Origin of the sequence: Tenacibaculum sp. TC6 (assembly GCF_050606265.1) — a bacterium.
Classification (GTDB): Bacteria; Bacteroidota; Bacteroidia; order Flavobacteriales; family Flavobacteriaceae; genus Polaribacter.
Genome location: NZ_JBOCUK010000010.1, coordinates 58,005 through 71,074, shown reverse-complemented (window position 1 = coordinate 71,074; position 13,070 = coordinate 58,005). Strand labels below are relative to the sequence as shown.

Below are 13,070 nucleotides of genomic sequence, written 5' to 3'. Positions count from 1 at the left end.
TTTTAAGGTTTAATAGTATCTAAACCATCTAATAAAGGATTTTTATCTTCTTCGTCTGCAGGCATTAAATGTCTGAATAACCTACCAACATTTACAAAGTCTTTAAAGATTTTATCAGCAAACTCTTTGTCTTTATCATATTCGTTCACCTGTCTTACAACATTTTGATACATGTATAAATTAGTATCGATATTATCAATCACTAAATTAACATCATCTTCAGAGAATGTACTGTAATAGGTTAGGTACTGTTTGAATATTTTAATTAAAGTTTCTGCTGTTTCTCTAGCTTTAACAGTATCACCCATTCTGTAATACAATTCAGGATATCCTAAAGAAAGACTAAAATGATCAAAATCTTGGATTGGCATTTTATCTAAAGACAGGTCTAATACTTCTTTAGCATGTGCAGTATCTTTTTGAACAAGGTATTCTTCAGATAAACGCATTAAATTATTTCTTAATGAGATAGCATTTCGTTTGCTTTGCTCATCTAAATAAATCTCTTCATTATTAATCGTTTTCCAATCCCATTTTTTAACATTGGCATACATTCTATCAGTATCAATACGTCCCATGTCAAACATTGATTTGTTTTTGTTAGGAGTTTTAATAGGAACTAATTTATAGGCCATACCATCTAATTGAAGATAATCTTTAAGCCAAATATATTCATCATCTGCACTTGCTCCACCTGTAAAATAAATAGGGCGTAACCAATCAAAATTATTCAAGATATCTAACATTAAAATTCGGTTTTTTGAAATACCTTGTTTGTCAATGGTAATGTCAATATAATCTACAATTTTATCAGCATCTTTGGCAGATACTAATCCGGTTTTTAATACATTTTCTTTATTTACCGGAATACGAATTTTGTTTGTTGGGTAAAACTTTTCTCTAACATCATTTTCCTCATCAATATAATAAGTAGCATCATTATCACTTTCAATCCATCTCATAAAATCTTTAATAGATATAATTGAATCTTTAAATCTAGGATGAGGTATATAGTATGCTAAATCTAACGTTCCGTATTTATATTGATCGTGAGTTAAGTTTGATGGAATAGGATCTGCTTCATAGGTTTTCTTTTTCATTTGGTCAATATACCAGTCAGTTTGAAATAAACTGGTATTAACAATCTTAATGTCTCTACGAACCCCTTCAACCTGCTGCATGTACCAAAGCGGAAAAGTATCATTATCACCAATCGTAAAAAGAATAGCATTTTGATCACAACTTTCTAAATAAGTTTGAGCATTTAACTGAGCTAAATACCTGTCGGCTCTGTCATGATCATCCCAGTTTTGGAATCCCATAAGCGCAGGAACAGCAATAAATGAAATGGCAGATACACCAATAGCAACCGTTTGTTTGTTTGCATACGTTTTAAAGTAATCATATAAGGCTAGTACTCCAAAACCTATCCATATAGCAAAAACATAGAATGATCCTACAACCGCGTAATCACGCTCTCTTGGCTCAAAAGGTTTTGGATTTGTATAGAAAATAATAGCAAAACCGGTAAAAGCAAAGAAAAGAGCCAATGTATATAAATTCTTTTTATCCTTTCCTGCTTGGTAAATTAATCCGATAAGCCCTAAAATTAAAGGAAGGAAGAAATATGTATTACGACCTTTATTGTTTTTAATATCATCCGGTAAGTTTTGTTGAGAACCTAAGCGCATTTCATCAATAAAATTAATACCGCTTATCCAGTTTCCGTTTTCAATATCTAAATGTCCCTGAATATCATTTTGACGTCCTACAAAATTCCACATAAAGTAACGGCCATACATATAGCCAAACTGATAATCAATCATAAACTTTATGTTTTCAGAAAAAGTAGGTCTTCTTGTACTGTTAGCTGGAATTCCGGCAATTTTTTTATAATGTTCTTCAGACCCCGGATCTACCATTCTAGGGATAAATCCTTTATGTTTGTCTGACCAGTTTGGTAAAACGTTTTTGTATTTATTTACAATAACATATTTACCATCCTTTTTTTCATATTTAGGCTTATCGTCTTTGTATGGTTTTGCTGAGTTTTGTTCTCTCTTATAAGCAAAAGAGTAATATTTATCATAAAAAACATTTGCATCACCATATTGTTCACGTTCATAATAGGCTAATAATTCTCGGGCACTCGAAGGATTATTTTCATTAATAATAGTATCAGCATTAGCACGAATAGGTAGCATTAACCATGAAGAAAATCCTATCATAATAAATAATACAGATAGAATTAAGGTGTTAGCCATAACGGCTCCTTTTTTACGAGTATAACGTAAACTAAAATAGAAAATTCCTATTAAAATAATTCCGGCAATAATAGTACCTGAATTATAAGGAAGACCAATTTGGTTAATAAAGAACAATTCAGAAATACTGAAAAATTTTAAAGTGTACGGAAATAATAATTTAAAAACAAAGGCTAATACAAATATTGAAATTAAGGTAGCAATAGCGGTGGTTTTTATGGTGATATTTTTATACGTTTTGAAAAAGTAAATCATTACAATAGAAGGTATAACCAGTAATGATAAAATATGTACTCCAAAAGATAACCCCACTACAAAACTGATAATAACTAACCATTTGTTACCGCGTGGGGAGGTAAGTTCACTTTCCCATTTTAATCCGAGCCAAAATAATAAAGCCATTAAAAAAGAAGACATGGCGTACACTTCACCTTCTACAGCACTAAACCAAAAACTATCTGAAAAAGTATAAGCTAAAGCCCCAACAAATCCACTACCTAAAATAGCTATAGCTTCACTTTTACTTACTATAGTATCTTTTTCTACCATCTTTTTAGCTAAGTCTGTAATAGTCCAAAACATAAAAAGAATAGTAAATGCACTAGCCAATCCAGACATGAAGTTTACCATTACCGCAAACTGACTAGGATCTGAGCTAAACATAGCAAAAAATGCACCTAACATTTGGAATAACGGAGCTCCCGGAGGGTGACCAACTTCTAAATTTACAGAGGTTGAAATATATTCACCACAATCCCATGAACTCACTGTTGGTTCAAGTGTTAATGTATAAGTAACTAAAGCCACTGCAAATGAAATCCATCCTAAAATAGTATTCCATTTTTTGTAGTTGAATTCGTTCATATAATTTTTTAATAAGTTGTTGCGAATGTACTAATAACTAGTGTGTTTTAACTATAGCAAAAATATAATTTTGATTTTTTATTCATGAATAAAGTTCTGTTAAAAGAAAAACAGAAAAAAAATTTGTCAAAATAATTTTCTGTGTTATATTTGCACCCGCAAAGAGCAATTGGCCCATGGTGTAATGGTAACACACCGGTTTTTGGTGCCGTTATTCTAGGTTCGAGTCCTAGTGGGCCAACAACTTTTAAAGTTGGCTTTTTGCAAAACCAACATAATGTTCTATTTTTGTTAGAATATTTATTGGCCCATGGTGTAATGGTAACACACCGGTTTTTGGTGCCGTTATTCTAGGTTCGAGTCCTAGTGGGCCAACAAAAAGTCTTAGCTAATTTTAGTTAAGACTTTTTTTATATGTAACATATTTCTACAACAGTCGTCTTCTTTCCAAAACAACAAATAGCCATACTATTATGAAACAAATTGTAGCCATTTTATTCTGCTTCTTTACATTAACCTCTTTTGCCCAAGAACAAAACTTTAAAGAGTTTTATAAGTCTAATAAAGATAGAGCTGAGGTATCTTTAAACATCCCGGGTTTTGTAGCCAATATGTTTGTATCTAATGAAGACACTGATGAGTTTGGTGTATTCTTAAAAAAAGCACATAACTATAAAGTTATGGTGTTTAATAGTGATATGCCTTCTGTTCAAAGAGACTTTAAAGCATTTGCTCAAAAAAACAGATTAAAAACTTTGGTAAGATTAAAAGATGGAAAAGAAAAAGTTACGGTATATTTTAGAGAAACTGAAGATCGTATAAAAGAAATTATTGTTAATGTTTATAACAATGGTGACGAGTTGGTTTTATTGGGAATTAAAACAGACTTAACAAAAGATGAATTAACTGCCATGGTTAATGAATCGAAAAAGAATAGCATTGCTTCTAATTAAAGAAGCGATGCTTTTAAACTATCAATTACCTTTTTACTATTACCAATAAAAATTTCGTTATTCACAATAAAAACAGGGCGCTTTAAAAAAGTATATTCATCCAAAATATATTGTTTATAATCTGTTTCAGAAAGATTCTGAGCTCCAAGCCCCATTTCTCTATATAATTTAGCTCTTTTATTAAATAAAGCTTCATAGCTTTTACTTAAGGCATACATTTCTTCAAGTTGCTTTACAGTAATAGGTTGTGTTTTTATTTCTTGCTTTTCAAAGCCATCCATCGGAACCTCTTTTAAAATTCTTCGGCAAGTATCACAAGTTTGTAAAAAATAAACTTTCTTCATCTTATATACAATGTTTAATAATATCTTTGAGCTAAAATAAACAGAAAAATGAATACACAGTTTGAAGTCTTAAAAAAATCCAGAGAATTGGTTTTAAAACTAATAGATGGATTAACGATAGAGCAATTGCATACTATTCCACAAGGATTTAATAATCACATAGCATGGAACGTTGCTCATTTAGTTGTTACACAACAATTATTACACTACAAATTGTCGGGTTTACAATGTTTAGTTCCTGATGATTTAATAGACGGATACAGAAAAGGAACCAAACCATCTGAAGCATTTACTGAAGAAGATTTTGAAGAGATTAAAGAATTGTTGCTAGGGTTACCTGATACGTTAAAAGAAGATTACGAAGCAGGAATTTTTAAAGAATATACGGAATACGAAACCAGTACCGGATTTATAATAAGTTCTTTTGAGAATGCCCTTACATTTAATAATTTACATGAAGGAATGCATTTAGGGATAATTATGGCAATGAAAAAATTGGTGTAAACTTTTGTAAGTTTGTTACTAGAAAATTTTATTAAAGATGAAGTTTAATACTAAAACTATACACGGAGGTCAAGAACATGAAGAATCTACAGGTTCTGTAATGCCTCCAATATTTCAAACATCAACCTATGCTCAATCGAGTCCGGGAGTACATAAAGGTTATGAATATTCTAGAGCAGCTAATCCAACAAGAACTGCTTTAGAAAATGCATTTGCATCAATAGAAAACGGAACTCATGGTTTTGCATTCTCTTCAGGGCTTTCAGCTATTGACTGCGTATTACGTTTATTGAATCCGGGAGATGAAATTATTGCAGGAGACGATTTGTATGGTGGAACTTACCGTATGTTTACCAGATTGTTTCAGAAATATGGATTAAAGTTTCAGTTTGTAGATATGAATGAAGTAGCGAATGTTACAAATGCTATTTCAGAGTCAACAAAATTGATTTGGTTAGAAACACCTACCAATCCGTTGATGAAGATTGCAGATATTGCTGAGATTACAAAGGTGGTAAAGGAAAAAAATCCTACGATTTTAGTAGCAGTAGATAATACATTTGCAACTCCTTATTTACAACGTCCGTTAGATTTAGGAGCTGATATTGTAATGCACTCAGCTACCAAATATTTAGGAGGGCATTCTGATTTAGTGATGGGAGCTTTAATGGTTAAGGATTCTAAGTTAGCTGAAGAGTTACATTTTATTCAATTTGCAGGAGGAGCTGTTGCCGGACCTATGGATTCATTTTTAGCACTTAGAGGAGTTAAAACGTTACACTTACGTATGCAAAGACACTGTGAAAACGGTAAAGCTATTGCTGATTATTTAATGAAGCATGATAAGGTAGGTGAGGTGTATTATCCGGGATTAAAACATCATCCTAATCATGAAATTGCTAAAAAACAAATGGATGATTTTGGCGGAATGGTTTCTTTTAGATTAAAAGATGAAAGTAAAGAAGCTGCATTTACATTTCTTGAAAATACAAAAGTGTTTACACTGGCTGAATCTTTAGGAGGTGTTGAAAGTTTAGTGAACCACCCAAGCACAATGACACATGCCTCAATTCCGGAACCTGAACGATTAAAAATCGGAATTACTGATTCGTTAATTCGTTTAAGTGTTGGAGTAGAAGATATAGATGATTTAATAGCCGATTTAGAGCAAGCTCTTAATAAATAGCATAAAATTACACTATAATAAAAAAATGCACCACTTTGGTGCATTTTTTTATTGCAACTATTTTGCAGAAACAAAAAAAATAACATATATTGCAACGGTGTTGCTTTAACACAGATTAATTAAATGTTTATTAGAGGCAATGTTCCCTAGTTTGTTAGCTTTGTTTGGGTTTGAAGTTAATCAATTTTTTATTGTCTTAAGGAAGTGCCGATTCGTCGGCACTTTTTCATTATCAGAATCTAACGACTTCAAATAGAAACTAACCTAATAGATTTTGTATTTTTGTAGTACAATTTTTTCATTAAGAAAAACCCTTTTAAGAAATGAGAAATACAACGTCATTATTAGCAATTAGAGACTATCTTCAAGCTAAGGATAGTGCAGTGAGCGCTGTTGAATTGGTTGATTTTTTTTCTGATAGATTTAATAAAACCACTATATATAGAGTATTGACTAGACTAGAGAATGAGGGAGAAATACATTCCGTAATAGGAAATGATGCTAATACTTATTACGCAATGTGTCATTCTTCTTGTTCTAAAGAGCACCATAATGACAACCATGTGCATATGCAATGTAGAAAATGTGGTGAATTGTCTTGTACAAAAGTTGAGATGAAAACTCCAACAACAGACGATTTTAAAGTTGAAGAAGCAAAAATTTTATTGGTGGGAGTTTGTAAGAACTGTCAATAATTTTATATCCATAATATACCAATTGGTATATTTTTATATCTTTGTATACGTTTTTCTTTTAAATCATGTTAAAATCAGAAAAAACAAAAGCTTTTATTATTGAAACTGTAGCGCCTATTTTTAATAAAAATGGGTACTCTGCTATGAGTTTGTCAAAAATAACACAGGCTACAGGATTAACTAAAGGAGCTCTTTATGGGCATTTTGCTAATAAAGAAGAATTAGCAATGGAGGCTTTTAAGTTTTCGGTAAGAAGAGTTTTGAAAGATTTAAATCATGAAGTTAACAAGGGTAAAACGCCTTTGGAGCAATTACTAAATATCGCTTCATTTTATAAAAACTATTATGAATATAATAAGCAATTTGGTGGTTGTCCTATTTTAAATATAGGAGTGGATTCTGATCATCAAAATGCTTCTATTGCAGAAATGGTAAGAACATACAATTACAAAATATTAGATAAATTTTCTGAGCTTATTGAAAAAGCTAAAAAGAGCAACGAAATTATTGGATCTATAGATAGTATGTTATATGCCAAACGTTTCTTTTATATGATTGAAGGAGCCGTTTATATGTCGTACATAATGAAAGATAAAAGCTATTTAGATGATGTGTCACAAATGATGACATTAATAATCAAAAACGAATTGAAACAATAAAACTATTTTTTTAATCAAAAATATACCAATTGGTATATTTTAAAACCTAATACTATGGAATTACCAAAAATTTTAGAGAGTACAGCAAAAATCAGATTTCAAGATTGTGATCCTTTTAACCATTTAAATAATGCAGCGTATTTTAATTATCTTATTAATGCTCGAGAAGATCAAATAGTAGAAAATTATAATCTTGATGTATATAAACACGGAAAAACAACAGGGAAGAGTTGGGTTGTGGCATCTCATCAAATAGCTTATTTAAAACCGGCCATATTGATGGAGAAAGTAACTATAGAATCACAATTGATAAGTTTTGGGTCTAAAAATTTATTGGTAGAAATAAGAATGTTTAATAACGATAAAACAGAGCTTAAAGCAGTAATGTGGAGCTCGTTTGTGTATTTTAATTTGTTACAATTGTCTTCTGAAAAACATTCAGAAGAATTACTTTCCTTATTTGAAAGTGTAGCTTTGCCTGTTAAACAAACAACCTTTGAAGAAAGAATGCAAAGTTTACGTTTACAAAAAGTGTAAGTATCATTTCTGTATTATATAGAAATGAAAAAGCGGGTAAATTATACCCGCTTTTTATAATAAAGTTATTTGCCAAATAAACGTTGAAAAAAACTCTTTGTTTTTTTAGTAGCTTCTTTAATTTCTTCCTCAGCATCTTCAGCAAAATCTGCAATATGTTCACTGGCCTTGCCTACAAATTCAGAGGTTTTTTCTGCTACATCTTCCAAAGCTTCTTTTGCATCATCTTTAAACTCGCTAGCTTTAGTTTTAATATTCTTTACTTCATCACTTTCTAAAAAGTTAGACACCTTTTCTTTAGCGTCTTCAGCAAAATCAGCTAATTTTTCACTAGCTTCCCCGGCAAGTTCAGAAGCTTTGCTTTTAGCATTTTGTACTTCTTCACTATTTAAAAACTCATGAACCTTATCTTCTGCCTTTTTAAAAAAGTCATTACCATTCTCCTGTGTTTTATTTGTGTCCTCATTTTGGTTGAGGTTAGTATCAAGATTTTTATTTTCTTCAGACATGGTATGTTTTGATTTTTTTGTTAGTAATTATAAAATATTAAAACCAACCCTTATAGTTTACTTGATAGGTTTGAATAAATTCTTCGTCGGTTTTTGTTAAATAAATGATACCTTCAACAAAACCAATAATGGCAGGAATGTAAATGGTAAAAATCCCTATAACTAGGCACATTAAAAAAAACGAAGCAATAGTAATACTTAAAAGAATAATTCCTTCTTTATTATAGTTTAAAACAAATTTATGCACTCCTAATCCTCCTAAAAGAATACCAAGTACACCTGCTAAAATTCGTTTACTCTCTTGCTGAGGTACTATTGATTTTCCGTTTTCGTCTACAATTTCCATATTTTTTAATTTTTAATAAGTTAGTTTATAAATTTATAAAAAAGCGCTGTCTTTTGGTTCCCATAATTCAATTTTATTACCATCTAGGTCTATTATCCAGCCAAATTTACCATAATCATACTCTTCAATATTACCAACTACAGTAATACCTTTTTGCTTTAATTCTTCTAATAATTCAACTAAATTTTCAACACGATAATTGAACATAAAATCTTTTTTAGAAGGAGAAAAGTATTCGGAATCTTTAGAAAAAGGACTCCATTGAGTAGAAGCATCTTTTCCGTTTTGATCTTTCCACCAAAAAGTACATCCCCATTGATCTGTATTAAAATCTAAATGTTCTTTATACCAATCTTTTGTTTTTTCAGTGTTTTCGGTTTTAAAAAACACACCACCTATTCCGGTCACCCTACCTTTTTTCATTTTTACGGTTTTTACTATTTTTTTCATAAGTAGAAATCCACTCATCAACAGATACTTTTTGAACTAATTCAGCAATTAATTCATAAGGAATTTCATCAGCTTTCTTAAATCGGATACAACTCTTTCCCATGTCTAATTTACGAGAAGAATAATTAGAGTACTCTTTAATAAACCAATCATGTAGTTCAGGAATGGCATAAATTCCACTGTGGTATAAATTGATAGAGTTTTTTTGTGAAGCGAAACTCATAAAAGGTAAAGGTTCATTGGGAGTACAATGATAACCGTTCGGATACTTACTTAAAGGAACAAAATACCCAATCATATTATATTGAATGCCCTCTTCAAATCCTTTAGGAATGTTTGTATTTATAACATGCCTTAGTTTTCGTAAAGCGTCTTGACGGTCTTCCGGTACTTTTGAAATGTATTCTTCCGGAGTTGTAGCTTCATATTTCATAGTATGAATGAATTTTGAAGCTACAATTTACTAAAATTTTTCTTTGATTTTATCTACAATGGTCTGTGCCAGTTTTTCTTTGCTTTCAACAGTCCAACCGGCAACGTGAGGAGATAAAATGACCTTTTCTGATTGTACTAAATATTGAAAAGCCTCCGGAAGTGTGTTGCTAAACAAGTTTTCAAAAGACTTTTTTTCATATTCTAACACGTCCAATCCGGCGCCTAAAATTTTCCCATTTTCAATAGCAGCAACCAAATCTGAAGTAACTACTGATTTTCCACGGGCAGTATTTAACAGCCAAAAAGGTTTTTTAAATTGACGAATAAAACGTTCGTTCACCATATTAATGGTTAACTTGGTTTGTGGGGTATGTAAACTAACGATATCTGCTTTTTCTTGAAACTCTTGTAAATCTACTTGAGTACAATTTTCATCACCTACATTAGGTTGAATATCATAACAGATGGTTTTCACGTCAAAACCTCTTAGCTTTTTAGCAAAAGCTTTTCCCATATTACCATACCCAATAATTCCCACAGTTTTACCATCTAATTCAATTCCTCTGTTATCTTCACGAAGCCATTTACCTTCTCTTACTTCTTTATCAGCTTTATTTAACTTGTTAAAAAGAGAAAGAAGCATGCCTAAAGCATGCTCACCTACAGCGTTTCTGTTACCTTCTGGAGCTGAAATTAAATGAATATCTTTAGACAAAGCATAATCGCAGTCTATGTTTTCTAAACCGGCACCAACTCTTCCAATAAATTTCAAGTTTGTTGCATGGTCTAAAAAATGACTATCGATAGTAAATCTACTACGAATAATAATACCATCATATTGATGAATTTTACTTTCGATTTCTTCTTTAGTAGAAGAGTAATCTTCATCATTAAAATGGCCTAAATCATTAAGCTGTTCAATTAAAAGAGGATGATTAGAATCCAGGTGTAATATGTTCATTTGTGTAGTAACAAAAAATATTAATATTGCTCATCATCATTAGGAAAATCTCTAGTTTTTACATCTTTAATGTATTGCTCAAAAGCTTTTGTCATTTCTGAGTAAAGATCTAAGTATCTTCGTAAAAATCTAGGGCTAAATTCATGAGTCATACCAATCATATCATGAGTCACTAAAACTTGGCCGTCAACACCGCCACCGGCACCAATACCAATTACAGGAATTGTTAGACTCTCAGCTACTTCTTGAGCTAATCTTGCCGGTACTTTTTCTAAAACTATTGCAAAACACCCTAATTGTTCTAATAATTTGGCATCGTCTTTTAGTTTTTGAGCTTCAGCTTCTTCTTTAGCTCTAACAGTATACGTTCCGAATTTATAGATAGATTGAGGAGTTAAGCCTAAGTGTCCCATGACAGGAATTCCGGCAGTTAAAATTCTTGAAATAGATTCAGAAATTTCACTTCCTCCTTCCAATTTTACAGCATGTCCACCAGATTCTTTCATAATTCTGATGGCAGAATCTAAAGCATTTTTAGAGTTTCCTTGGTAAGTACCAAAAGGTAAATCTACAATTACTAAAGATCTTTCGATAGCTCGTATAACTGAGCTGGCATGATATATCATTTGATCAAGAGTAATCGGTAAAGTAGTTTCATGACCTGCCATAACGTTAGAAGCAGAATCACCTACTAAAATAACATCAATACCTGCACTATCTACAATTTTTGCCATAGTATAATCGTAGGCTGTTAACATTGATATTTTTTCACCATTGGCTTTCATTTCAACCAATGATTTAACAGTTACTCTTTTATATTGTTTTTTTGCTGTTGACATTTGCTAATCTATTTGTATGTGTAAAAATAGACATTTTCATTAGATAATTACCTCGTTAATCTTCTGTTAATTATATTTTGTGAATGCTAATTTTTAATAGTTTTATGCATCTAAACCCAAGTATATGCATAAAATAATTACAATTCTTATTGTTTTAATCACTTCACTGGCTGTAAAAGCACAAACATTATCAGACGAAAGTAAGATTAAAGAAACCATCGATACTTTTTTTGTTGGATTGCATAAAGGGGATAGCACTGTGGTTAAATCAACTTTACATACTTCAGTTAAAATACAAACAACGTTTACAGATAAAGAAGGTAAAAAACAGCTAAAAACTGAAACTAAAGAAGCTTTATTAAAAGCTATAGCCAGCAAAAAGGAAAGTGATGTTTATTTAGAAAAATTATTGTCATATACTATTAAAATAGATGGAAATCTAGCATCAGTTTGGACACCCTATGAGTTCTATTATAACAATGCATTTAGCCATTGCGGTGCTAACTCATTTCAATTATTTAACAATAATGGAAAATGGGAGATTATCTATATAGTAGATATGAGAAGAAGAAATGGGTGTAAAAATTAGGAGGAATGATAAAAAAAGCGATATTTCTTTTTTTTAGTATAGTAATAAATAGCTATTCCCAAGAAGCACAATTGTTTTTGTCTGAAACTTTTGAAGGATTGCCCAATGTTCGTGATTTTTCGATGAGTAATCACAAAAATGAAATTTACTTTACTGTAGAAAGTTATCGTAAAGAATATTCATTTATAGCTTTTATAAAGAAAGAAAACAAAGAGTGGAGTAAACCAAAAGTTGCTAATTTTTCCGGAAAGTTTAAAGACTTAGAGCCGTTTTTATCACCTGATGGTTTAAAATTGTTTTTTGTTTCTAACAGAACACAAGATTCTAAAAGCATAAAAAAAGATACCGATATATGGTATGTTTCTCGTAAAACGATAGATGATGAATGGTCTAAACCTATTAGATTAGATGGGGTAATTAATACTGATGCAGATGAGTTTTATCCTAGTGTAACAAATGCTGGTGATTTGTTTTTTACAGCCGAATATAAAGATACAAAAGGGAAAGAAGATATTTATGTTAGTAGATTTATTGATGGAAAGTATACAAATCCGGTATCACTTGATGTAGCAATTAACAGTGAAAAATATGAGTTTAATGCCTATGTGTCTCCTAATGAAGATTTAATTGTTTTTACTTCTTATGGAAGAAAAGAAGATTTGGGAAATGGAGATTTGTATATTAGTAAAAAAGTAAATGGCAAATGGTTGCCGGCTCAACATATGGGAAATAAACTCAACTCAAAAAGTATAGACTATTGCCCGTATGTGGATACAGAAAAAGATATATTATATTTTACCTCAGGAAGAAGCGAGGTTCCTAAGCATTTGGATAAAAAATATACCCTTGATGAGATTTTAGCAAAAATTAGCTTAATGCCTAATGGTTTAAGTAGAATATATACTATCCCTTTAAATAAAAATTAACGTATATTT

The 13,070-nt window shown here is 31.0% G+C and carries 16 protein-coding genes and 2 tRNA genes; 10 read left to right on the top strand and 8 right to left on the bottom strand.

Features of this window, described 5'->3' with window-relative positions; genetic code table 11:
- Nucleotides 1–2: 2 nt before the first annotated feature.
- Nucleotides 3–3,128: a glycosyltransferase family 117 protein gene (locus tag ACQY1Q_RS07825; protein ID WP_431004745.1), complete on the bottom strand. Its 3,126-nt coding sequence runs from the start codon at nt 3,126–3,128 to the stop codon at nt 3–5.
- A 170-nt stretch (nt 3,129–3,298) separates the two neighbouring features.
- Between ACQY1Q_RS07825 and ACQY1Q_RS07820 the strand changes: the two genes are divergently transcribed.
- The 3 genes from ACQY1Q_RS07820 (at nt 3,299) to ACQY1Q_RS07810 (ending at nt 4,081) form a co-directional block, all read left to right on the top strand.
- Nucleotides 3,299–3,369, top strand: a tRNA-Gln gene (locus ACQY1Q_RS07820).
- Nucleotides 3,370–3,432: 63 nt separating this feature from the next.
- Nucleotides 3,433–3,503 (top strand) — tRNA-Gln (locus ACQY1Q_RS07815).
- A gap of 98 nt (nt 3,504–3,601) precedes the next feature.
- Nucleotides 3,602–4,081 carry a DUF4252 domain-containing protein gene (locus ACQY1Q_RS07810; protein ID WP_431004744.1) on the top strand — a complete coding sequence of 160 codons (480 nt, stop codon included), beginning with the start codon at nt 3,602–3,604 and terminating at the stop codon, nt 4,079–4,081.
- On the opposite strand, the gene ACQY1Q_RS07805 is transcribed toward ACQY1Q_RS07810, so the two are convergent.
- Nucleotides 4,078–4,425, bottom strand: coding sequence for an arsenate reductase family protein (locus ACQY1Q_RS07805; RefSeq protein WP_431004743.1), 348 nt, complete (start codon nt 4,423–4,425; stop codon nt 4,078–4,080). The genes ACQY1Q_RS07810 and ACQY1Q_RS07805 overlap by 4 nt on opposite strands.
- Nucleotides 4,426–4,473: 48 nt before the next feature.
- Here ACQY1Q_RS07805 and ACQY1Q_RS07800 point away from each other — a divergent pair, with 48 nt between their 5' ends.
- The 5 genes from ACQY1Q_RS07800 to ACQY1Q_RS07780 all read left to right on the top strand — a co-directional run bounded on the left by ACQY1Q_RS07800 (nt 4,474) and on the right by ACQY1Q_RS07780 (nt 8,006).
- Nucleotides 4,474–4,929 (top strand): DinB family protein, encoded by a 456-nt coding sequence (locus tag ACQY1Q_RS07800; RefSeq protein WP_431004742.1) that lies wholly within the window; start codon nt 4,474–4,476, stop codon nt 4,927–4,929.
- A 37-nt stretch (nt 4,930–4,966) separates the two neighbouring features.
- Nucleotides 4,967–6,115 carry a cystathionine gamma-synthase gene (locus tag ACQY1Q_RS07795; RefSeq protein WP_431004741.1) on the top strand — a complete coding sequence of 383 codons (1,149 nt, stop codon included), beginning with the start codon at nt 4,967–4,969 and terminating at the stop codon, nt 6,113–6,115.
- Between the two features lie 323 nt (nt 6,116–6,438).
- Entirely contained in the window at nt 6,439–6,810 is a 372-nt protein-coding gene (locus ACQY1Q_RS07790; RefSeq protein WP_431004740.1) for a Fur family transcriptional regulator, read from the top strand.
- Between the two features lie 65 nt (nt 6,811–6,875).
- The gene (locus ACQY1Q_RS07785; protein ID WP_431004739.1) at nt 6,876–7,469 is read left to right on the top strand and encodes a TetR/AcrR family transcriptional regulator; all 594 of its coding nucleotides are present in this window, start codon (nt 6,876–6,878) and stop codon (nt 7,467–7,469) included.
- A gap of 54 nt (nt 7,470–7,523) precedes the next feature.
- Entirely contained in the window at nt 7,524–8,006 is a 483-nt protein-coding gene (locus tag ACQY1Q_RS07780; RefSeq protein WP_431004738.1) for an acyl-CoA thioesterase, read from the top strand.
- Nucleotides 8,007–8,071: 65 nt separating this feature from the next.
- Here the strand turns inward: ACQY1Q_RS07780 and ACQY1Q_RS07775 are convergent, their stop codons facing one another.
- From ACQY1Q_RS07775 to panB, 6 genes are read right to left on the bottom strand one after another with little or no spacing between them, the layout of a single operon-like run.
- Entirely contained in the window at nt 8,072–8,515 is a 444-nt protein-coding gene (locus tag ACQY1Q_RS07775) for a hypothetical protein (protein ID WP_431004737.1), read from the bottom strand.
- Nucleotides 8,516–8,552: 37 nt separating this feature from the next.
- Entirely contained in the window at nt 8,553–8,861 is a 309-nt protein-coding gene (locus tag ACQY1Q_RS07770; RefSeq protein ID WP_431004736.1) for a TM2 domain-containing protein, read from the bottom strand.
- 33 nt (nt 8,862–8,894) lie between these two features.
- A complete protein-coding gene (locus ACQY1Q_RS07765; RefSeq protein ID WP_431004735.1) occupies nt 8,895–9,284 on the bottom strand; it encodes a VOC family protein in 390 nt (129 codons plus the stop codon).
- On the bottom strand, nt 9,271–9,744 hold the full coding sequence (locus ACQY1Q_RS07760; protein ID WP_431004734.1) for an iron chaperone: 474 nt from the start codon (nt 9,742–9,744) through the stop codon (nt 9,271–9,273). The genes ACQY1Q_RS07765 and ACQY1Q_RS07760 overlap by 14 nt, the downstream gene beginning before the upstream one ends.
- Nucleotides 9,745–9,774: 30 nt before the next feature.
- Nucleotides 9,775–10,707, bottom strand: coding sequence for a 2-hydroxyacid dehydrogenase (locus ACQY1Q_RS07755; RefSeq protein ID WP_431004733.1), 933 nt, complete (start codon nt 10,705–10,707; stop codon nt 9,775–9,777).
- A gap of 20 nt (nt 10,708–10,727) precedes the next feature.
- On the bottom strand, nt 10,728–11,546 hold the full coding sequence (panB, locus tag ACQY1Q_RS07750) for a 3-methyl-2-oxobutanoate hydroxymethyltransferase (RefSeq protein ID WP_431004732.1): 819 nt from the start codon (nt 11,544–11,546) through the stop codon (nt 10,728–10,730).
- Between the two features lie 124 nt (nt 11,547–11,670).
- On the opposite strand from panB, the gene ACQY1Q_RS07745 reads away from it, so the two are divergent.
- Together ACQY1Q_RS07745 and ACQY1Q_RS07740 are read left to right on the top strand one after the other, a co-directional pair.
- Nucleotides 11,671–12,135: a nuclear transport factor 2 family protein gene (locus ACQY1Q_RS07745; RefSeq protein WP_431004731.1), complete on the top strand. Its 465-nt coding sequence runs from the start codon at nt 11,671–11,673 to the stop codon at nt 12,133–12,135.
- A 5-nt stretch (nt 12,136–12,140) separates the two neighbouring features.
- Entirely contained in the window at nt 12,141–13,061 is a 921-nt protein-coding gene (locus tag ACQY1Q_RS07740) for a TolB family protein (protein ID WP_431004730.1), read from the top strand.
- Nucleotides 13,062–13,070: the final 9 nt, after the last annotated feature.